Raw genomic sequence first — 21,113 nt, forward strand, 5'->3', positions numbered from 1 at the left:
GGCACGGGACGCCGCGGCGGCGTCAGGTACGGTAGGACTGAATCAATTTATTGAGCGCGACCATGGCAAGCTCGGCACTCGCGGGCAAGCGCAGGAAGCGGGCGTCATGATGCAAGCCTAGTTCAAGGCTGTACATTTCAAACAGCATCAGGCGCGGATCGCAATCCGCGCGCAGGTGCCCCTCTTCCCGTGCCTGGTCGATGGCACGCGTCAGCGCGGCGCGCCAGATGGTGACACTCTTGACGAGTTCGTCACGCACCGGGCTTTCCGCGCGGTCGTCGTACTCCACCGCCCCGCTGATGTAGATGCATCCCGTGGTCACTTCCTGGATGCGCTTTTCCATCCAGCGGCGCACCATGGACTGCAGGCGCGGCAGCCCGCGCGGCTCGTGCAGCGAGGGATAGAAAACCTCCTGCTCGAACCGGCGGTKATACTCGCGCACCACCTCCACCTGCAAGTCCTCGCGCGAACCGAAATGCGCGAACACGCCGCTTTTGCTCATCTGCATGCGTTCCGCGAGCAGCCCGATGGTCAAGCCTTCGAGCCCGTCGCGGGACGACAATTCCAGCGCGGCATCCAGAATTGCCACGCGCGTCATTTCCCCCTTGCGCATGGGCGCGGGGGACGCGGAAGTGGCGGATTCGAGACGAGCTGACTGGTGTCGCATGATTTTTTCTCCGTTCTTCGCGGCGCGAAACGGATCGCGCCGCGTATGACCCTGACGTTATGCATTTTTTTCGCTGCCCGGCTGACTGCTTCACCGCCTGGCAGACGCGAATGCACGCAGTCTAAGGCAAAAAAGAACGACCGTTCAGATTATTGTGATCGCGCCCGCTGGCAGCAAGCTTTTAATTAGATCGGGGTTTCTAAACGCAGCGGCCGCGCTCCTGCGCCGCAACATGCCGCGACGCAGCGAGATATCGATCCTTGTTGCCGCGAATGATGCACAGCAGCATCGCCCCACCGGGTATTGTCCCGCGATCAGTAGCGCCCTGTCACGCCGGCGATGATCACGCCGACACGCAGCACCATATAAGCGGCCCAGTTCGCCACCCGGCGCAACGCCGAACGGCGCGCATGCGTGGCGGCCTTGACCTCGATGCTGCGCGAGGCAATGGCGTGCTCCAGCTCCTGGCGCAGCTCGGCGCAGAACGCGCCGTCATAGACCGCGACATTGGCCTCGCGGGCCAGCAGCAGGCTGAACGGGTCCATGTTGCTGGAGCCCACCGTGGCCCAGGCATCGTCGACCACGGCCACCTTGGCGTGCAGAAAACTATCGGCGTATTCGTAGATCTCCACGCCGGCGCCGAGCAAGGTTGCATAGAGCGAATGGGTTGCATAGTGCTGCAAACGGTACTCGACCCTGCCCTGGAGGAGCAGCCGCACGCGCACGCCGCGCTTGCGGCACGCCAGCAGAGCGCGGCGCATCTTGTGCCCAGGCAGGAAATAAGCGTTGGCAATGATCACTTCCCGCCGCGCGCTGCCCAACGCCTGCAGGTACTGGCGCTCGATGGCGCGGCGGTTGCGCAGGTTGTCGCGCAGCAGCAGCACGGCGCGCATGCCGCCGGCCTGGTCCTGGCGCGGCAGCGGCAGGTCGGTGATCAGCGGAAACTCCGCCGCCACCCCMGCCAGGCCGACGCTGCGCATTTCGCCGCGCAGCGATAGCTGCCACCACAGGCGCTCGGCGGTCAGCGCGATCTGGTTGACCAGCGGGCCCCGCACCTCCACCGCGAAATCGTAGCGGGGGCCGAGCCCGGCGCTCTCGAAGGGCCCATGGTTGTGGTCGTCGATGATGTTGATGCCGCCAACAAAGCCGATCTGCTGGTCGATCACGGCCAGCTTGCGGTGCAGCCGGCGCAGGTTGCGCCGTGCCAGGCTAAAGCGGCGCAGCGGACGGAAGATCTTGAGGCTCGCCCCGCCCTCGCGCAGGCGCTCGGCGAGCCCGGCCGGCATGTCGCCAGCGCCGAAACCGTCCACCACCAGGTGCACGGCCACGCCGCGCCCGGCGGCACGGATCAGCGCGTCGCTCACCGCCGCGCCGACCGCATCGTCGGCATAAATGTACGTCTCGAGCGAAACCGAGAATACGGCTTGATCGATCGCGGCAACCAAGGCCGGGAAGAACTCATTGCCGCCGCGCAGCAAACGGACCGCGTTGCCGCCCAGAGGCCTGCCGCGGCGCCATTCGGAGCGCAGTGGGCCGGCATGCCGCGGCGCGCGTGCGGGGGCATCGTCGCGGCTTGCGGCAAGCGCGGGAGGCGGCGCGCGGGGCGGGCGTGGGGGCGGAATCGATGACATGAGCCACATTATCAGGCACGCCGATGTCCTGTGCGTGCGCCCGGCGGCGCGCGCGGCGCACACAGCGTGTGGGGCCATGCGCGCCGCGGCGGCCGTTCTCTGCTATCGTCGCCGTTTCATCCCCTCGCACCCCCCGACATCGTGAAGGTTTTCGGCATCTCCGGTGCGTCCGGCAGCGGCAAGACCACGTTGCTGGATCAAGTGATCCCGCGCTTCGCCGCCGCCGGCCTGCGCGTGGCCGGCGTCAAGCACACCCACCATGGCTTTGACCCGGACACCCCGGGCAAGGACTCCTGGCGCATGCGCCAGGCAGGCTGCGCCAACGTCGTGCTGGTGGGCGCGCGGCACCTCACGCTGATGCGCCACTATCCCGAAGCCGAGGCCTCGCCTGAGCTGGCCGATGCGCTGGCCGTGCTGCCCGCCGACACGGACCTGGTGCTGGTGGAGGGTTACAAGCGCAGCGATTTCCCCAAGCTGGAAGTGTTCCGCCCAGACCTGGGCAGGCCTGCGCTGTGGCCGGAAGTGCCGAGCATCGTGGCCGTCGCCAGCGACCAGCCGCAGGCGGTGGCCGTGCTCACCGCCCTGCCCGTGCTGGACCTGGCGGACCTTGACGCGATCTGCCAGGTCATCCGCGACGGCGCGCTCGAACTTACGCCCGCACTGGCCGCCGCCTTGGCGCAGCCTCACCAGACCTGATAGACATGCCCGCTGCGCGGCCCTTCCACACTGCGCTGGAAGGCCAGCGCGACGCGCGCCGCCGGCACCGGCTCAAAGCCGGGGAAGAAATCGCCATACGCGGGCCATGATTCCTGCACTACCGTCGGGCTGACCACATTGATGCGCAGGCCGCGCTCCAGCTCGGGCGCCGCGCTACGCACGAACCCTTCCAGCGCCGCATTGACGCTGCCGGCATTGGCGCCCATGCGGATCGGCTCGCTGCCGACAATGCCGCTGGTGAGCGTGATCGAGCCGCCGTCGTTCAGGAAATGCTGGCCAACCAGCGCCAGCCGCACCTGTCCGAGCAACTTGTCCTGCAGCCCGATTTCGAAGTCTTCGGCCCGCATCTGCGCGAGCGGCCCGAAAAACAGGCTTCCGGTCGTGGCAACGATGGCGTCCACCCGGCCGGTCGCTTCGAACAAGGCCTGCACGGATTCCGGCCGGGTCAGGTCGACCCGATGATCGCCGCGCGACTTGCCGACCCGCACCACGTCGTGGCGAGCCGACAGGTTCTGTACTACCGCCTGCCCGAGCGTTCCGCTGGCTCCGATCACAACAATTTTCATTGCATTCCCCATGGTTCTGGTTGTCTAGGAAGACGGCATTCTTTCTGCCGCCATCAGGAATGCATTGTGAAAGTGGATTCAGGAGGGATAAATGGGCTAGGATTTCGCGCATCCCTAATTTTTTATTAGCAATCCATGGACAAGCTGCGCAGCATGGAAGTGTTTGCCGCCGCCGCCGAAGCCGGCAGCTTCAGCGCCTGCGCCGATGCGCTGGGCCTGTCGGCGGTGATGGTAGGCAAGCATGTCGGCCAGCTGGAGCGGCATCTGGGCGTGCGTCTGCTGCAACGCAGCACGCGCCGCCAGAGCCTGACCGAAGCCGGCCACCTGTTCCTGGAGGAATGCCGTCAGATCCTGGAGCGCGTGCGCAAAGCGGAGACCGTGGCCGAGCGCCTGCACAGCCAGCCACGCGGCCGCCTGCGCGTGACCGCGCCGGTGACGTTGGGGGAGACCGCGGTAGCCGAAGCGGTCTCGGCCTACCTGCTGCGCTACCCGGAGGTCACCGTGGAACTGGTGCTCGACGACGCTTTCACCGACCTGATTGCCGATGGTTTCGACGCCGCCGTGCGCATCGGCGCACTAGCCAGCTCCGACCATCTGGTGGCACGCCCGTTGCGGCCGTATCGCATGGCGATCTGCGCGGCGCCGGCCTACCTCGCGCAAGCGGGCCATCCGCGCACGCTGGCGGACCTGGCAGGGCACCGCTGTCTGAATCATCTGTTGTGGCCGCAAGGCATGGGGTGGCCGGCCCCCGAGGATGGCGCGGCGCCCAAGTCATCGGTGCCGCTGGCGGCCAACAACGGCCAGGCGCTGCGGCGCGCGGCACTGGCTGGCTGTGGGGTGGTGATGCAGCCGGAAGTGCTGCTGGCGGCGGACATAGCCGCCGGGCTGCTGGTCCCGTTGCTGGAAAACGCGATGCCAGTGCCAAGGCCGGTCCACCTGCTCTATCCGCGCGACCCCCGGCCGCTGCCCAAGCAGGCCTGCTTTGTTGACGTCATGCTGGAGAAAATGGGGGCCTGAGGAGGACCTGAGGAGGGCCTGGGGATAGCCCTCAGGAAGTCGTGCCTGCCCTGGCCTTGTGGACAACCGGCCGCTCCGGCACGGCAATGCGTGCAAGCTCCGCCATCAATGGCACGTGGTCCGAGCGCTGGGCCCAGTCGCGGCCGGTCAGCGCGCTGGCGTGCTCGATCTCGAAGCCGCGCACATAGATGCGGTCGAGTTGCCACCAGGGCATGTGGCTGGGAAAGGTGTGCAGCCGCGCGCCACCCGCGGAGGACACCTCCGTCGCCCCAAGCGTGGTGCAGATCAGGTTGTCGAGCCGGTGGTTCCAGTCATTGAAATCCCCCGCGATCAACAGCGGCGCCTCGGCTGGCACCACGTCCTGCACGCGCTTGACCAGYGCCTCCGCCTGGCGCGCGCGGCTGCGAGCGAACAAGCCGAAATGCACGCAGATCAGGTGGGCCTCGACCCCATTCATATCCGCTACCGCGTGCAGCAAGCCGCGCTGCTCGAAGCGATGGTCGGAGATGTCGAGGTTTTCCGACATCAGGATCGGATGGCGCGACAGGATGGCATTGCCGTGGTGCCCGTGGTCGTACACCGCATTGCGGCCGTAGACCGAATGCGGATACGCGTCGGTCGCCAAGTAGTTGAGCTGGGTGTAATCCGGGTCGAACAAGGCTGCCGCCACCAGGCGGTCATTGCGATCCTGCACCTCCTGCAGGAAGACGATGTCGGCATTCACCACGTGCAGGCCATCGCGCACGTTATGGATACGCGACTTGCCCTTGATGCCRGTCACGCCCTTATGAATGTTGTAGGTGACGACGCGCAGCCTCATAGGTCCGCTCCGCAAGCCGCACGCTGCCCCTGCACCCGCCAGCCCAACTGCAGCACCGCCTCGGCATTGCTGGTCGAGAAGCAGAGCGCGGCGGCCTCCTGCCACGGCAGCCACTGATACTGCAGGTGCTCGCGCGGCGCCAGCGTCACCGGCACCGGCTGCGCGACACGCAAGCCAAACCAGTGCTCGGTGTTGCGTGTCAMGCCCGGCGCGTAGCGGTGGCGCCACTGCGGGTAGATTTCGTACTCGATGGTGTGGTTCCAGTCGTCCAGCCGGTGCTCGGCGGCGATCAGGCCGGTTTCCTCGGCCACCTCGCGMGCGGCCGTCAGCCCGAGCGGCTCGTCGGGCGTGTCCAGGCTGCCGGTGACCGACTGCCAGTAGCCCGGCCGGTCGGCGCGCTCGATCAACAGCACTTGCAGGTCTGGCGTGTGGATCACAACCAGGACGGATTCAGGAATTTTGTAGGACATGGGGATAGGGCAAACGGCGTCCCCAAGCTTACCGCAGATGCGCCCGGGCACCATGGGAAACATGGCGGGCATCACGAACATGGCGATCTTGCTGCCCGCGCCCAGTCATGCAGCGTGGACGCTGGACGGAGCCGGCGTCTCGCGCAACCAGGTCTCGAATACGCCCGGCGAGTCGCCGTGGCCCCACGCGGCGCGCAGTTGCTGCATCAACGGGGTCAGCGCGCGCGTGTACTCGCGCGAAGCCACCTGCGCATGCGCGGCCAGGCGGTCCGCGCATTGCTGGACCTGCGCCTGCAACTGCGCGCGCTCGTGCGCGATCTCTTTTTCGCGCACGCCCAGCGTGTTGTATTTCTGGATCAGGAAGCGCTGGTAGTCACCGGCTTCCACACCTTGGGCGGCCTGTGCATTGACCTGCTCGAAGCGCATCACGATGCTGCCGGTCTCCTGCTCGATATGCGCGGCCTCCGCGACCAGCGCCTGCAAGCCGTCCTGCAGCCGCAGCGCTTCGCGACGCTCGTCGCGCAGCTTCACAACGTACTCATCGAAGCTGCGCTGGGCCGTCAGGTAAGCCTGCACCACCGGCTGCGGCGCGACCACCAGCAACGGATCCGCGCCGCCCGCGCGGCTGCCCTGCAGCAAAGCGTCATCGGGCAGCCTCAGGTTGCCAAGGTCCTCCAGCCAGCGCCCGCGCGCCATGACGGTGCCCACCGTATCCAGCGCCACCCGGCGCAGGGCTTCGGCGCGCTGCATCTCCACCGGCTCCAGCATCGGCACGCCCCCACCGCCGCCGGTCTTCGCAGCATGCGCGATATCCGGCACACAAGCCGCCACCGTGGTCGCCACGGACTCCGACATGGCCACCGCCGAGCGGCGCACCGCGCGCCGCAGCTCGAAACGCGCCAGCATCATCATCGCCAGCCCGGCCGCCAGCCAGGTGAGGATGGTCTCGGCATGGGCCAGTAAAAACTGGCGAATCAGTTCTACATCCAGGTGCACGGCAAAATCCTCCCGCGCGGCCGTCGTGCCTTCGAATTGGGCTTGCGGCTTGGCGCTATAAAGGAAGAAGACTGGGCGGGAGGGGGCTTCGTTCCGCGATGTAACAATTGGAAACCAGCGATTGGGGGCTGGCTGTGGCACGTGGCATGAATCGCAGCCACCAATGCAAAAAAGGCCGCGCTGTCGCGCGGCCTTTTCAAGCAGTCTGAACCCCGGCTCAGGCCGTCTTCGGCTCCGCGGCGCGCAGGCGGATATGCAGCTCGCGCAGTTGCTTCTCGTCGACCGAGCTCGGTGCTTGCGTGAGCAAGTCTTGCGCGCGCTGGGTCTTGGGGAAGGCGATCACGTCGCGGATCGAATCGGCGCCGGCCATCATGGTGACGATGCGATCCAGGCCGAAGGCCAGGCCGCCGTGCGGGGGCGCGCCATATTGCAGCGCGTCCAGCAGGTAGCCGAACTTGGCACGGGCTTCTTCCTCGCCGATCTTCAGGGCGCGGAACACCTTGCTCTGCACGTCCTCACGGAAGATCCGCACCGAGCCGCCGCCCATTTCCCAGCCGTTCAGGACCATGTCGTAGGCCTTGGCGATGCACTTGCCCGGATCGGTTTCCAGGTACTGCATGTGCTCGTCCTTGGGGCTGGTGAACGGGTGGTGCATGGCGACCCAGCGGGCATCGTCCTCGTCGTACTCGAACATCGGGAAGTCGATCACCCACAGCGGCTTCCACACGTCCTCGAACAGGCCGTGGGTCTTGCCGAACTCGGAGTGGCCGATCTTCAGGCGCAGGCCACCGATGGCGTCGTTGACGACCTTGGCCTTGTCCGCGCCGAAGAAGATGATGTCGCCGTCCTTGGCGCCGGTGCGCTTCAGGATCTCCGCGATGGCCGCGTCGTGCAGGTTCTTGACGATCGGCGATTGCAGGCCGTCGCGGCCCTTGGCCACTTCGTTGACCTTGATCCAGGCCAGGCCCTTGGCGCCGTAGATGGCGACGAACTGGGTGTAGGCATCGATCTCGCTGCGCGAGATGGCGGCGCCGCCCGGCACGCACAGGCCAACCACGCGGCCGTTCTCGCTATTGGCGGGGCCGGAGAACACCTTGAAGTCGACGTCCTTCATGGCGTCGGTCAGTTCGGTGAACTCGAGCTTGACGCGCAGGTCAGGCTTGTCCGAACCAAAGCGAGCCATGGCTTCGCGGAATTCCATCACGGGGAAGCTGGCGTCCAGGTCGACGTCGATGGCGTTCTTGAACACCGTGCGCATCATGTCCTCGAACAGGTCGCGGATCTCCTGCTCGTTCAGGAACGAGGTCTCGCAGTCGATCTGCGTGAACTCGGGCTGGCGGTCGGCACGCAGGTCCTCGTCGCGGAAGCACTTGGTGATCTGGTAGTAGCGGTCGAAGCCCGACACCATCAGCATCTGCTTGAAGATCTGCGGCGACTGCGGCAGCGCGAAGAAGTGGCCCGGGTTGGTCCGCGACGGCACCAGGTAGTCGCGCGCGCCCTCGGGCGTGCTCTTGCCCAGCATCGGGGTTTCGATGTCGATGAAGCCTTGCGCGTCCAGGTACTTGCGCACTTCCATGGCCACCTTGTAGCGCAGGCGCAGGTTGTACTGCATCTGCGGGCGGCGCAGGTCCAGCACGCGGTGCGTCAGGCGGGTGGTCTCGGACAGGTTGTCGTCATCGAGCTGGAACGGGGGCGTGACCGACGGGTTGAGCACGGTCAGCTCATGGCACAGCACCTCGATCTTGCCCGAGGTCAGGTTGGTGTTCTCGGTGCCGGCCGGACGCGGCCGCACCTTGCCGGTGATGCGCACGCAGAACTCGTTGCGGATCTCTTCGGCTGCCTTGAACATCTCGGGGCGATCGGGATCGCACACCACCTGCACCAGGCCTTCGCGGTCGCGCAGGTCGATGAAGATCACGCCACCGTGATCGCGGCGACGCTGCACCCAGCCGGTGAGAGCCACTTCCTGGCCCGAGAGTTGTTCGGTCACGAGACCGCAATAGTGAGTACGCATGGAGGACATAAGAGAATTCCCGGAATAACGCGGCCGCCGATGCGGCCGGCGATCAATTTGAATGCGATGAGCCGGCGGACTCGGCGAGGGCTTCTGCCTCCGCCTCACCGGCGCGCGCCGAGCCGCTCTTGCGCGGCAGCTCGGTCGGCGCCACCACGCCCATCGAGACGATGTACTTCAGCGCGGCGTCGACGGTCATGTCGAGTTCGATGGTATCGGCCTTGGGCATCATCAGGAAGAAGCCCGAGGTCGGATTAGGCGTGGTCGGCACGTAGACGCTGACGTACTCGCCCTGCAGATGATTCTGCACATCGCCGCCGGGACGGCCGGTGAGGAATGCGATGGTCCACGAGCCCTCGCGCGGGTACTGCACCAGCAGCGCCTTGCGAAAGGCATTGCCGGACGAGGAAAGCAGCGTATCCGAAACCTGCTTGACGCTGGTATAGATCGGCCCGACCACCGGGATATGGCGCAGCAGCGCTTCCCACCAGCGCACCAGCCGCTGGCCGATGAAGTTGTGGGCCAGCAGGCCGACCAGCAGGATGAACACCACCGTCAGGATGGCGCCCAGGCCCGGGATGCGCACCTTGAACAGCTGGACCGGCTGCCAGGCTTCAGGCAGCAGCGCCAGGCTCTGGTCCATGGTGCTGATGACCAGGTTCAACACCCATAGCGTGATGCCCAGCGGCACCAGCACCAATAGCCCGGTGAGGAACCAGGTCTTGAGGGCGGAAGTCTTCTTCGCCGGCACGATGCGTTCTGCCCTCAATGGCTGGCGACGGCGCTGCCGGAACCGCCGGCAGTGCTGGTCGGCGCCGTGCTGACGGTGCTGGTGCTGGAKGAATCAGTGGCTGCGCCGGACGAGGCCGGTGCCGCTGCTTCACTCTTGCCCTCGGTGGCGCTGCCTGCGGCCGCCGTGGCGGGCGCAGCGGACGTGCCACCGTTGCCACCGCGGAAATCGGTGACGTACCAGCCCGACCCCTTGAGCTGGAAGCCCGCGGCGGTCAGTTGTTTCTTGAACGTGCCCTTCGCGCCGCAGGATGTGCAGTCGGTGAGCGGGGCATCGCTCATTTTCTGCAGCACATCGCGCCCGTGGCCGCAGGCGTCGCAACGATAGGCATAGATCGGCATAGTGGCTCTCCGCAAGGAGTCTGGAACGGAAATTGGATGGAACCGCATGGCCGCGCCGAGCGGGAAGTTGCCACTCCCGTGCGCGCACCTTGCGGTGCAAAGCCTTGAATTATAAACCGTTCTGAGAACGCCGGGCCGGCGGAAAAAGGGCTGGAAATGCCTTCGAAGCCACGCGTGGCCCGCCGGATGCCCGCAACGCTCAGGCCAGATGGACTTCCTTGACACGCGGATGGTCGTTGATCCACTGCGGCAGCAGCGAGCCGAACACCATGCCGCCCATGGAGACCAGCAGGCCGACCATCTGCGGCGGCACCGCCGCATCGGCGAAAGCGATCTCGCAGCACAGCCAGGAAACCAGCCCGAGGATGATCGCGGCAAGGCCGCCCTGGCGCGTGGCCGGCTTCCAGAACATGCCAAAGGCCAGCGGGACGAACGACGACACCAGAGTGACCTTATAAGCATTTTCCACCATATGGAAAATGGACAGATGCGAGTTCAGCGCGAACAGCGTCACCAGCACGGCGAACACCAGCACCACGGCCTGCATCACGCGCAGGAAGCGGCGATCGTCGAGATGGCGGAAATAGGGCCGCAGGATGTTCTCGGCGAAGGTGACCGACGGTGCCAGCAGCGTCRCCGAGGCGCAGCTCTTGATGGCGGACAGCAGCGCGCCGAAGAACATCACCTGGGCGAACATGGGCGCGTGCGTCAGGATCAGCTTGGGCAGGATCAGCTGCGAATCGGTATTGATGTACTTCTGCACCATCTCCGGGTCGATCATGGTGGCCGAATAGGCCAGGAACATCGGGATGAAGGCAAAGCAGAAGTAGAGCACGCCGCCCAGCACCGAAGCGCGCCCGGCAATCTTCTCGGTGCGCGACGAGGTCACGCGCTGGAACACGTCCTGCTGCGGGATCGACCCCAGCATCATGGTGAACAGCGCGGCCGCGAAGCCGATGATCTGGATCAGGTCCAGCGAGGGCAGGAATTCGAACTTGCCGGCCGCCGCCGCATGCGACACYACCGCGGCCACACCGCCGGCCTGGCCGCTGACTTCATAGCCGATATACAGCATCCCGATCACGATGATAATCATCTGGATGAAGTCGGTCACCGCCACGGCCCACATGCCGCCGAACAGGGTGTACACCAGCACGCTGGCGGCCCCGATCATCATGCCGGCTTCCTGTGACAGCGCGCCGTCCGAGACGGTGAAGAACACCAGCCCGAGTGCCTTGATCTGCGCCGCAACCCAGCCCAGGTAGGACATCACGATGCACAGTGTGGTCAGCACCTCGGCCAGCCGCCCGTAGCGATTGTGATAGTAATCGCCGATGGTGAGCAGGTTCATCCGGTACAGCGGGCGCGCGAAGAACAGGCCGACCAGGATCAGGCAAAGCGAGGAACCAAAGGGATCGGACACTACCCCCGACAAGCCCTCCTTGAGGAAGACCGCGGGGATGCCCAGCACCGTCTCCGAGCCGAACCATGTCGCGAACACGGTGGCGGTGACGATGTAGAACGGCAGGCTGCGGCCGGCGACCGCGAAGTCGGTGGCGTTGCGCACGCGCAGCGCGGCCCACAGGCCAATGCCGACGGAGATTACCCAATAGATGATGACGAACCAGATCAGCATGCTGCTGCCCTATCCCAAAGTGCCCTTGCGGCGAGAAACCGGTTGCCGGTGAGGCGGGATTTGCGGCCAGCCTTGCCCGGAGTCCAATTCATCGGTCGGGGCCGCATGGGTGGCTGAGCTAGCCTGCGGTCGTAGCCGAATCAAAACGCGGATTATAACGACGCCTGCCGCGCGGCGAGAAAAAAACCCGCCGCCACGCGGAAATTGGCCAGCACGGTGCAGCCCTGGCGCCACAGGTGACGTGGACTGCGCCGTGGAGGCCCGCCGCGGCCGCGGCGCCCCGCCATGGTGTGCAAGCCTTGCGGCTTACGCGCGGTTACACAGCTTACAAACCCTGGGTCAGCGCGCCATGTCCGCCGCGCATTAAGGAAGCCAAGGCAGCAACATCGGGCGCCGCGCCCACGAGCCACGCTGCCGCACACGGCCCAACGAGGAAAAGGAGAACACCATGTCGAACCGCCAAACCAAGATGCTCAAGACCCTGATGATTGCCGCAGGCCTGCTCGGCGCCGGCCTGGCCAGCGCCCAGACCGCGGCGGTTTCGCAGGATGTGCAGCGCAACGTCAACCAGGAACAGCGCATCGAGAACGGCCTGAAATCCGGCAGCCTGAGCACGCGCGAAGCGGCCAGCCTGGAAAAGCAGACCGCACGCGTGGACCACATGGAAGCACACGCCCTGGCCAACGGCTCGGTCTCCCCGCGCGAGCAAGCGTCGATCCAGCGTGCCGAGAACCACGTGAGCCGCGACATCGCACATGACACGCATAACGGCATCACCGGCAACCCCGCCAGTGCCTCGTCGCAGCGCATGCAGGCCGACGTGCAGCGCAATATCAACCAAGAGCAGCGCATCAAGAACGGCGTGGCCAACGGCTCGCTCACCAACCGCGAGGCCGGCAGCCTCGAACGCGGCCAGGCTCACGTGGATCGGCGCGAAGCGCGCGCCGGCGCCAACGGCCATGTCGGCGCCGGCGCGCAGCGTGGCATCCAGCGCGCCGAAAACCGCGACAGCCGGGCGATCTACCACGACAAGCACAACGCCCGCGTGCGCGGCTGAGGCAAAGGCCGACGCCTGCGGCTGAACCCTAAAGCTTGAAGCCTGAAACCTAAGCACTGCGGCGCCAGACCTGCCACTGCTCGCGGCCGGCAAATACCGGCAGCGAGCCAGTGGCGGCCCGCGCCTCCACCAGCTCGAAGGCCGGCGCAAGCAGCGCGCGCAGTTCGGCCTCGGGGATGGCGAAAGGCGGCCCGCCGCGCGTCTCGTCCAGGAAGAAGAAGCCGGCCAGCAGGCCGCCCGGCGGCAGCAGTTGCGCCACGCGGGCGGCGTAGCCGGCCCGCATGGCTGGCGGCAAGGCGCACAGGAAGGCCCGTTCGTAAATCCACTGGCAGGCAGGCTCGGGCGCAAAGGCAAAGAAATCCGCCTCGTGCACGACGGCCCCGGCCGGCCCCAGCGCGCGGCGCGCGCTGGCCACGGCCTCGGGCGAGAAATCAATGGCGGTCACCGGCCAGCCGCGCGCATGGAGCCATCCCGCTTCCCAGCCGTTGCCACAGCCGGGAATTAGCGTTGGGCACGGCGCCATCGCGCTGGCGAAGGCCTCGAAATCGGCCGGCACGCCGCCCAGGTCCCAGGGCATGAAGCCCTTCTCGAAGCGCTCATCCCAGAAAGCCGGATCCCCCGCGTCGCGCGTGGCAAAGGCTGGCGGGGCTGCGGCCTTGTTCGGCGCCTTATCGGATTTGGTCAAGCTAGCCTCCACTGCGTTGCATTCCATCAACTTTGCATTCGTGGCCCGGGCGAATCTGGGCACTATCCTAGGCCCTATCCTGGGCACTATCCCGCGCGCTACCAGTAGCCAACCCAGGCCAGCAACTCGGTCAGCACCACCCCGGCGATGAACCCGCCAACCAGCAACAAGGCCGTGCCGACCAGGCGGTTGGTGCGGCGCTGCTCGGCGACCAGGGCGGCCAGCAGCTTCTCCTGCTGGCCATTGTCGACCAGTGCGCGGCGCTCGAGAAACTGGTGCGCCAGGCGCGGGAAGTCGGGCAGCATCTTGGCCCATTGGGGGGCCTCCACCTGGATGCGTTCCCAGGCACCCTTCCAGCCAACCTGCTCGTGCATCCATTTCTCGAGGAAGGGCTTGGCGGTCTTCCACAGGTCCAGGTCCGGATCGAGCTGGCGCCCCAGCCCTTCGATATTGAGCAAGGTCTTCTGCAGGAGGACCAGTTGCGGCTGGATCTCGACATTGAAGCGGCGCGAGGTCTGGAACAGGCGCATCAGCACCATGCCCAGCGAGATCTCCTTGAGCGGCTTGTCGAAATAGGGCTCGCAGCACGCCCGTACCGCGCTCTCCAGTTCCTCCACCCGTGTATGGGCCGGCACCCAGCCCGACTCCACGTGCAGCAACGCCACGCGATGGTAGTCGCGGCGGAAGAAGGCGATGAAGTTCTGCGCCAGGTAGTTCTTGTCGAACTCGGACAGCGCGCCGACGATGCCGAAATCCAGCGCAATGTAGCGCCCAAAACTCTGCGGCGCCACCGACACCAGGATATTGCCCGGGTGCATGTCGGCGTGGAAGAACCCGTCACGGAACACCTGCGTGAAGAAGATCTCTACGCCCTCCTCCGCCAGCAGGTGCATGTCGACGCCAGCCGCCCTGAGCGACTCGGTGCGCGAGATGGGGATCCCATGCATGCGCTCCATCACKAAGACCTCGCTGCTGCACCAGTCCCAGAACACCTCGGGCACCAGCAGCAGCTTGGTGTCGGCAAAGTTGCGGCGCAGYTGGCTGGCGTTGGCGGCCTCGATCATCAGGTCGAGTTCGTCGTGCAGGTATTTGTCGAACTCGGCGACGACCTCGCGCGGCTTCAGGCGCTTGCCGTCAGCCCAGAAACGCTCAAGCCAGGCGGCCAGGTCCCGCATCAGCGCCAGGTCGCTGTCGATGACCGGCAGCATGCCCGGGCGCAGGACCTTCACGGCGACTTCGCGGCMGTGGTTGGGGCCGCCCTTCAGGATGGCGAAGTGAACCTGGGCGATGGACGCGCTGGCCACCGGCTTGTGGTCGAAGCTCTCGAACAGCGTCGCCAGCTTCCGGCCCAGCGAGCGCTCGATGATCTTGACCGCCACGACCGAATCGAACGGCGGCACCTGGTCCTGCAGCTTGGCGAGCTCGTCGGCGATGTCCTCGGGCATCAGGTCGCGCCGGGTGGAGAGCACCTGGCCAAACTTGACGAAGATCGGCCCCAGGCGCGTCAGCGCCAGGCGCAGGCGTTCGCCCCGGGGCATGTCGAGCTTGCGGCCAATGGTAATGACACGCACCAGGAAACGGATGCGGCGGCTCTTGAAACCAGACAGCACGAGTTCGTCCAGGCCGTAGTAGAGGATGACGAAAACGATCTTGCAAAGGCGCAGGAAGCGGGTCATGCAGGTTCTTCAGTGTTGGGGCCGTGCTGCTTGGCCGGTCTGGCAATGGATAAAGCCGTGGATGCGCAATTGAGCAGGGGTCTGGCGGCGGCAGGCCGCGGGCGATCAGCGATGGGCGGACGGCAACGTGCCGGCGCCACGCTCGGAGCGGGTGCGCTGCTCCAGCTTTTCCAGCCGCTTTTCCAGCCGGGCGAGGTCGTCGCGCAGCGCGCTCACACCGGCGCCGAACTCGTCGAGCGCCGCGTGGCGCACCAGGGTCGGCTGCTCGTCGAGCAGGTATTCGGTCACGTTATCGACCAGCGCGCGACCCACCCGCGTGGCCTGGGCATGCACCTGCTGCACGCCGTCCACCACCCGTTGCGCCACGCTATCGCTCACCGGGCCGCCCAGGATGCCGCGCAATGCGCGCGACAGGTCCTCGGCCGCATCCCAGCGCAGGCTGCGGGCCAGCGTGGAGACCGTGTTGGCCAGCTCGGCATCTCCCTCGATGCGCACATGCTTCATCGCCGCCGCCTGGCCGCCGCCCGCCACGTCCGAAGCCACCAGCGGCCACTGCTGCAGCGGCACGGTCAGCGTGACCGCCGGGGTTTCATCCACCGGGGCCAGCTCCGTCAGGCCCTGCCCCGTCACCTTCAATGCGAGCGTGAACGCGGCCGCGTCAAAGCGGATGATGCGGCCAGCGAAGGGCTGGAGCATGGTGGTTGCCCAGGGTTCCTGTTCCAGCAGGTGGTTCAGGGCGGTGATCGGGGGGGTGGCCAGGGGGGTGGGGAGGGTGGTCATGATTGGATTGGGCGGGGCTGGGGGCGGGCCTTTCAGGGTAGTGGGTTGGGTTGGTCGGTTCTAAAGTCAAAATCAACTTCAACGGCTTAACGTCAAAAGCAACTGCAGTTTCGCCGCCCCGCAGGGGGGGTGAAACTGCCTTTGACGTTGACTTTGACTTTCAAATCAAGCAACGCCCCCCAACCCCCGCAAACAAAAAAAGCCCACGTTTTCACGTGGGCCTCCATTCTATGCCACCTGCCGGCCTTGAACCTGCCGGCAAGGCACTCCCTGCACTCAGGAAGTTTGTTGGATCCCTGCCAGCAGCCAGCCGCCGGGGCCGCTTACCGGCTTGGCCAGATTCCAGACTTCGGCGAAGGGCTGGGCGGGATCGCCGGCCTTTTCGCGGATCATGCCGGAGAAGCGCACGCTGGCCAGATGCTGGGCCGGGCTGTCTTCGATGCCGAGCAGTTCGGCTTCCAGCGTGACCACGTCGGTCTTGTTGACCTCGGTGCCGCGCTCGGACAGGTCCATCTTGATCTCGGCGAACATTTCCGGCGTGGTGAACTCGCGGATGTCCTCGAGATTGCCGGCGTCCCAGGCTGCCTGCAGGCGTACGTAGTAGACCTTGGCGTTGCGCAGGAAGGCTTGGGTGTCGAAGTCGGCCGGCACGCCCCAGGGCTGGGCCGCGCCTGCTGCCGCTGCCGCGCCAGCCATCACCGGTGCGGCGGACTGCATCGATGCGACGGAACCGGGCGTGGGCATTACCGGATTGGGTGCGCCAGCCGGCACTTGTTGGCGCAGAACCGGTTCGTTGCTGCCGCCAAACCCGTTACCCGAGCCGCTGCCGGCTGCCGCACCGGCATAGGCCGGTTGCTGCGGCGCCTTGGCGCCACCGCGGAACTTGCGGATCAGCCAGATTGCGGCGAATGCCACCAGGGCGATCAGGATCAGGTTGGACAGGAAGCCCATGGCGGCGCCACCCAGGCCGAAGTGCGACAGYAGCCAGCCAATGCCCAGGCCGGCGGCGATGYCGCCAAGCATGCCACCCCAGTTACGCTTGGGTGCGGCAGCAGCGGCTGCCCCCGCGCCGGCGGCGGCGGGCGCGGCTTGCTGGGCCGGTGCCTGCTGCGCGGGCGTCTGGTTCGGCGATTGCTGTGCCGGTGCCTGCTGGCGTTGCGTCACGCCGGACGATTGCTTGCCGATGCTGCGCGACCCGCCGAGGCGTTTGGCATTGGCGTCGAGCGCCATGCCGAGGGCGAGCGTGCCAATCAGCACACCCGCCATGAATTTTGCGCGAAATAGCGACATATCAGTGCTTCCCCTGTTAAGTTCGCTCATTTTTCTTTGAGCCTATATCAGTCTAGTACTTTCGCCCGACGTGGAGTGCCACCACTCCCGCTGTCAGGTTGAAGTATTCGACATTCTCCAGGCCCGCATGTTCCATCAGCCGTACAAGTGAAGCCTGGTCTGGATGCATTCTGATCGATTCAGCCAGATAGCGATAGCTATCGGAATCCTGTACCACGCGCTGTCCCAGCCACGGCAAGAACTTCAGGGAATACATGTCGTAGGCCTTTTCCAGCGGCTTCCACACCTTGGAGAACTCCAGCACCATGACTTTGCCGCCCGGCTTGATCACCCGGCGCATCTCGGACAGTGCCACCTCCTTGTGCGTCATGTTGCGCAGCCCGAAGGACACGGTGACCAGGTCGAAGTGGTTGTCCGGGAACGGAATCCGCTCGGCGTCACAGAGACAGGTGGGGATGACGATGCCTTTATTCAACAAGCGATCGCGTCCAACCCGGAGCATCGACTGATTGATGTCGGTCAGCCAGACCTCGCCGGTGGGCCCGGCCTGGCGCGCGAAGGCCTTGGCCAGGTCGCCGGTGCCGCCGGCAATGTCGAGCACCTTGAAGCCAGGCCGCACGCCGGCCTGGGCGATGGTGAACATCTTCCACAGCCGGTGCATGCCGCCGGACATCAGGTCGTTCATGACGTCGTACTTGTTGGCCACCGAATGGAAGACTTCGGCTACCTTGCCGGCCTTCTCTTCTTCCTTGACCTTCTCGAACCCGAAGTGGGTCTCGCTCATAACTCGCTCCAGAACTCAGTAATGGCCCGCGGGGACACGCAATCTCAATGGCTGCCGCAGGCATGGCCGCCGGGGGCCACCATGGGGGTGTCGCGATCGACGCCGGCCGCTTGCAGCCGCTCCAGGTAGGACTGCCAGATGGCGTCCTGCTGGGCGCCCAGGCGGTAAAGCAGTTCCCAGGAATAGATGCCGGTATCGTGGCCATCGGAAAAACGGATCAGGATGGCGTAGTTGCCGACCGGCTCCACCGCGGCGATGGTGACGTCGCGCTTGCCGGTCTGCAGCACTTCCTGGCCCGGGCCGTGGCCCTGCACTTCGGCCGAGGGTGAGTTCACCCTCAGGTATTCGAACGGCAGCCGGAAGCTGGAACCGTTGTCAAAACCCACCTCCAGCACGCGCGACTGGGTGTGCACGGTGAGGGCGGTGGGATGGGGAGTATCTTTTTCGAGGCCTGCCATGATGGGTGGCGCGCGGCTGTGGGCGAGCCGCAGGTTGCGGCCACACCGGCCTTTACGCTTCGTGTACGACCCGATAGCTTACCGCAGCCGCCTCGCCTTGCCCATCGTGCTCCGCCTCCCAGTGCGCTCCGTCGGCCGCGACATAGCGCAGGCGCTTGCCATGGAAGGCGGCAACCGTGCTGCGGTGGGCAATGCTGATGATCGCCGCGCCGGGCAGGGCGTCCACCATCAGGCTGTACATCGCGCTTTCGGTTTCCTCATCGAGCGCGCTGGTGGCCTCGTCCAGGAACAGGTAGTCGGGCTTTTGCAGCAGCGCGCGCGCAAAGGCCAGGCGCTGCTGCTCGCCCGGCGAGAGGCGCAGCGACCAGTTGTCGAACACGTCGAGCTGCTCGGCCAGGGCGCCGAGCCGGGCTTCGCGCAGCACCTTCTGCAAGGTTTCGCGGCTATGCGCGGTGCCGGCGTCGGGATAGGCCAGCGCATCGGCCAGCGAGCCGATCGGCAGGTAGCTGCGCTGCGGCAGGAACAGCATGCGAGCCGCGCCGGGCATGGCTACCGTGCCGCTGCCGTAGGGCCAGATCCCGGCCAGCGCGCGGAACAGCACGCTCTTGCCGCAACCCGAGGGGCCGCTGACCAGCCAGCGTTCGCCGGGCGCGATCTGCAGCGAGAACGGCGCCACCAGCGGCCGCTGGTGGATCTCGCCGCCGTTGCCGGTGCGCACCGGCAGCGCGAGCGCGAGGGTATTGATGCGGATGCCATCGTTATCCGCCTCGGCACCGGCATCGGCCTTGACCACCTCGATGTCGCGCACGCCGGTGTGCTCCTGGTCCTGGCGCTCCGCCACGCGGATGGCGTCGCGAAAGTCGATCAGCCGGTTGGCCGCGGCCTTCCAGCCGACCAGCGTCGCGTAGTTATCGACGAACCAGGACAGGGCGCCCTGCACCTGGCCGAACGCCGAGCTCACCTGCATCAACCCGCCCAGCGTCATCTTRCCGGCGAAGTACCGCGGAGCGGCCACGATCAGCGGGAAGATGATGGCGAACTGGCTATAGCCGGAATTGACGAAGGTCAGGCGCCGCGTATAACGCATCAACTGGTTCCAGTTGGCGCGAATGCGGTCGAAGCGCGAGCGCAGGCCGGCCTGCTCGGTCGGCTCCCCCCGGTACAGCGCCACCGGCTCGCTGTTCTCGCGCAGGCGCACCAGCGTGAAGCGGAAATCCGCCTCGTACTGCTCCTGCTGGTAGCTAAGCCCGATCAGCGGCCGGCCCACCAGGTGGGCAATCAGCGACCCGATCACCGCGTAGGCGATGGCGAACCACACCATATAGCCAGGAATAACGATCTCATTGCCGCCGAGCATGAAGCTGATCGGCCCGGACACCGCCCACAGGATGCCGACGAAGGACAGCAGCGTTACCACCGAATTGAGCAGCCCGAGCGACAGCGTCAGGGCGCCGTCGGTAAACGAGCGCAGGTCGTCGGCCAGCCGCTGGTCGGGGTTGTCGGTGGTATGGGTCTGCTCGATGCGGTAGTACGCCTGATGACTGAGCCAGTGGTCCATGAAGCGCCCCGTCATCCACGTACGCCAGCGCATTTGCAGCATCATGGTGTAGTACTGACGCGAGATGGCCGCCACGATGAAGAAACCGGCAATCCAGGAAAAGCGGATCAGCAKGGTCTTGAAGGAGGCGTAGTCGTGCTGCTCCAGCGCGTTGTAGAACACGCGGGTCCAGTCATTGAGCAGCACATTGATATAGACGATGCCAAGATTAAGCGCGACCACGAAGGCCAGCAGCCCGAGACCGGCCTTGCGGTCCTCGGATATCCAGTAAGGCTTGATCAGGCTCCAGGTCTCGCCCATGCGCAGGCGGCTCTGGATCTTGAGGGCACGGGCCGGCACGGCCGGGCCTGGAACGGTAACGGAAGTCGGTGTGGACATGGCACCTTTCGCGCAAGCGGGCCAGGGCTGATCCACGGGCCCCGYTCTTGTGGGAATGAAGACAACGGGTGTTAGAAGACGGCGCTGCCCGGCTGGTTCCGGAAATTCAAAAAAACCGGCAGCAATGCCAGCACGGCACGGGTGCGCCWACGCCAGGCGTCAGCCTGCTTCGTCCAGTTTCGCCAGGGCCGCGCGCAAGGCCGGCAGGCGCTGCGCAAGGCCGGCCAGGCGCGCGGCATCGGGCTCGCGCTGCGCAGCCGCCCAGACGGCTTCCGGAAAATGGGTATCCCAGCGGTAGCGTGGAATGATATGCCAGTGCAGGTGCGGCACCATATTGCCGAAGGCGGCCAGGTTGACCTTGTCGGGCGCCATGACATCGCGCACCGTGCGCTCCACCCGCGCCACCAGCCGCATCAGCCAGGCCTGGTCGTCCTCGGGCAGGTCGGTCTGCTCGGCCACGTGGCCATTCCACACCACCCGGCAGAAGCCGGGAAAGCGCTCGTGCTCGACCAGGATGACCCGGGCGCGCTCGCCGCGCCAGGCCAGTTCGCCGCCGTCGGTGTCGCACAGGGGGCAGTTGGGGACGCGGTTCATGCGGGCGCTCCCGCTACATCAACCCGCCGTCCAAAGTCAGCTCCCCTCTCCCGCCCCGCGGGAGAGGGGTTGGGGGAGAGGGTGGGAGCTTGCTCGGAGTGAGAGCCTGCGGGCTGGCGACCGTCCGCCCTCTCCCCCGGCCCCGCTTGACACGGTTGCTCTCCCGCAAGCGGGAGAGGGGAGCAAAC

At 66.1% G+C, this 21,113-nt stretch carries 21 protein-coding genes; 3 read left to right on the forward strand and 18 right to left on the reverse strand.

What is annotated here, in order from left to right; all coding sequences use genetic code 11:
• Positions 1-22: 22 nt before the first annotated feature.
• Together AC1DS3_RS06960 and clsB are read right to left on the reverse strand one after the other, a co-directional pair.
• Positions 23-613: a TetR/AcrR family transcriptional regulator gene (locus AC1DS3_RS06960; protein ID WP_477126905.1), complete on the reverse strand. Its 591-nt coding sequence runs from the start codon at positions 611-613 to the stop codon at positions 23-25.
• A 368-nt stretch (positions 614-981) separates the two neighbouring features.
• Positions 982-2,298, reverse strand: coding sequence for a cardiolipin synthase ClsB (clsB, locus tag AC1DS3_RS06965; protein ID WP_441640225.1), 1,317 nt, complete (start codon positions 2,296-2,298; stop codon positions 982-984).
• Between the two features lie 141 nt (positions 2,299-2,439).
• Here clsB and mobB point away from each other — a divergent pair, with 141 nt between their 5' ends.
• Positions 2,440-2,994, forward strand: a complete 555-nt coding sequence (mobB, locus tag AC1DS3_RS06970; protein ID WP_441640224.1) for a molybdopterin-guanine dinucleotide biosynthesis protein B — start codon at positions 2,440-2,442, stop codon at positions 2,992-2,994.
• On the opposite strand, the gene AC1DS3_RS06975 is transcribed toward mobB, so the two are convergent.
• Positions 2,982-3,581: a short chain dehydrogenase gene (locus tag AC1DS3_RS06975; protein ID WP_441640223.1), complete on the reverse strand. Its 600-nt coding sequence runs from the start codon at positions 3,579-3,581 to the stop codon at positions 2,982-2,984. The two genes, mobB and AC1DS3_RS06975, sit on opposite strands and share 13 nt — an antisense overlap.
• A 135-nt stretch (positions 3,582-3,716) precedes the next feature.
• Between AC1DS3_RS06975 and AC1DS3_RS06980 the strand changes: the two genes are divergently transcribed.
• Positions 3,717-4,598, forward strand: a complete 882-nt coding sequence (locus AC1DS3_RS06980; protein ID WP_441640222.1) for a LysR family transcriptional regulator — start codon at positions 3,717-3,719, stop codon at positions 4,596-4,598.
• 31 nt (positions 4,599-4,629) lie between these two features.
• Here the strand turns inward: AC1DS3_RS06980 and AC1DS3_RS06985 are convergent, their stop codons facing one another.
• The 7 genes from AC1DS3_RS06985 to AC1DS3_RS07015 all read right to left on the reverse strand — a co-directional run bounded on the left by AC1DS3_RS06985 (position 4,630) and on the right by AC1DS3_RS07015 (position 11,665).
• Positions 4,630-5,418, reverse strand: a complete 789-nt coding sequence (locus AC1DS3_RS06985; RefSeq protein ID WP_441640221.1) for an endonuclease/exonuclease/phosphatase family protein — start codon at positions 5,416-5,418, stop codon at positions 4,630-4,632.
• The gene (nudB, locus tag AC1DS3_RS06990) at positions 5,415-5,888 is read right to left on the reverse strand and encodes a dihydroneopterin triphosphate diphosphatase (RefSeq protein ID WP_477126894.1); all 474 of its coding nucleotides are present in this window, start codon (positions 5,886-5,888) and stop codon (positions 5,415-5,417) included. The genes AC1DS3_RS06985 and nudB overlap by 4 nt, the downstream gene beginning before the upstream one ends.
• Before the next feature lie 105 nt (positions 5,889-5,993).
• Positions 5,994-6,884 carry a hypothetical protein gene (locus tag AC1DS3_RS06995; RefSeq protein WP_441640219.1) on the reverse strand — a complete coding sequence of 297 codons (891 nt, stop codon included), beginning with the start codon at positions 6,882-6,884 and terminating at the stop codon, positions 5,994-5,996.
• A gap of 217 nt (positions 6,885-7,101) precedes the next feature.
• A complete protein-coding gene (gene aspS, locus AC1DS3_RS07000; protein ID WP_441640218.1) occupies positions 7,102-8,907 on the reverse strand; it encodes an aspartate--tRNA ligase in 1,806 nt (601 codons plus the stop codon).
• A gap of 43 nt (positions 8,908-8,950) precedes the next feature.
• Complete coding sequence (locus AC1DS3_RS07005) at positions 8,951-9,649, reverse strand: DUF502 domain-containing protein (protein ID WP_441640217.1); 699 nt, start codon at positions 9,647-9,649, stop codon at positions 8,951-8,953.
• 14 nt (positions 9,650-9,663) lie between these two features.
• Positions 9,664-10,029: an FmdB family zinc ribbon protein gene (locus tag AC1DS3_RS07010; RefSeq protein WP_441640216.1), complete on the reverse strand. Its 366-nt coding sequence runs from the start codon at positions 10,027-10,029 to the stop codon at positions 9,664-9,666.
• A 199-nt stretch (positions 10,030-10,228) separates the two neighbouring features.
• On the reverse strand, positions 10,229-11,665 hold the full coding sequence (locus tag AC1DS3_RS07015; RefSeq protein WP_477126895.1) for a high affinity choline transporter 1: 1,437 nt from the start codon (positions 11,663-11,665) through the stop codon (positions 10,229-10,231).
• Positions 11,666-12,113: 448 nt separating this feature from the next.
• Here AC1DS3_RS07015 and AC1DS3_RS07020 point away from each other — a divergent pair, with 448 nt between their 5' ends.
• On the forward strand, positions 12,114-12,722 hold the full coding sequence (locus AC1DS3_RS07020) for a hypothetical protein (RefSeq protein WP_441640214.1): 609 nt from the start codon (positions 12,114-12,116) through the stop codon (positions 12,720-12,722).
• Positions 12,723-12,771: 49 nt separating this feature from the next.
• Here the strand turns inward: AC1DS3_RS07020 and AC1DS3_RS07025 are convergent, their stop codons facing one another.
• The 8 genes from AC1DS3_RS07025 to AC1DS3_RS07060 all read right to left on the reverse strand — a co-directional run bounded on the left by AC1DS3_RS07025 (position 12,772) and on the right by AC1DS3_RS07060 (position 20,925).
• A complete protein-coding gene (locus AC1DS3_RS07025; protein WP_441640213.1) occupies positions 12,772-13,434 on the reverse strand; it encodes a methyltransferase domain-containing protein in 663 nt (220 codons plus the stop codon).
• A 71-nt stretch (positions 13,435-13,505) separates the two neighbouring features.
• A complete protein-coding gene (ubiB, locus tag AC1DS3_RS07030) occupies positions 13,506-15,083 on the reverse strand; it encodes a ubiquinone biosynthesis regulatory protein kinase UbiB (protein WP_477126896.1) in 1,578 nt (525 codons plus the stop codon).
• Positions 15,084-15,188: 105 nt separating this feature from the next.
• Entirely contained in the window at positions 15,189-15,863 is a 675-nt protein-coding gene (locus AC1DS3_RS07035; protein WP_441640212.1) for a ubiquinone biosynthesis accessory factor UbiJ, read from the reverse strand.
• A gap of 276 nt (positions 15,864-16,139) precedes the next feature.
• Positions 16,140-17,153 (reverse strand): Tim44 domain-containing protein, encoded by a 1,014-nt coding sequence (locus AC1DS3_RS07040; RefSeq protein WP_477126897.1) that lies wholly within the window; start codon positions 17,151-17,153, stop codon positions 16,140-16,142.
• A 52-nt stretch (positions 17,154-17,205) separates the two neighbouring features.
• Positions 17,206-17,937, reverse strand: a complete 732-nt coding sequence (gene ubiE / locus AC1DS3_RS07045; RefSeq protein ID WP_477126898.1) for a bifunctional demethylmenaquinone methyltransferase/2-methoxy-6-polyprenyl-1,4-benzoquinol methylase UbiE — start codon at positions 17,935-17,937, stop codon at positions 17,206-17,208.
• 44 nt (positions 17,938-17,981) lie between these two features.
• A complete protein-coding gene (locus AC1DS3_RS07050; protein WP_441640210.1) occupies positions 17,982-18,395 on the reverse strand; it encodes a gamma-butyrobetaine hydroxylase family protein in 414 nt (137 codons plus the stop codon).
• 52 nt (positions 18,396-18,447) lie between these two features.
• Positions 18,448-20,331, reverse strand: coding sequence for an ABC transporter ATP-binding protein/permease (locus AC1DS3_RS07055; RefSeq protein WP_477126899.1), 1,884 nt, complete (start codon positions 20,329-20,331; stop codon positions 18,448-18,450).
• A gap of 159 nt (positions 20,332-20,490) precedes the next feature.
• Complete coding sequence (locus AC1DS3_RS07060) at positions 20,491-20,925, reverse strand: HIT family protein (protein ID WP_441640208.1); 435 nt, start codon at positions 20,923-20,925, stop codon at positions 20,491-20,493.
• Positions 20,926-21,113: the final 188 nt, after the last annotated feature.

The sequence above is a fragment of the Cupriavidus sp. 01L46 genome (genome assembly GCF_056399905.1).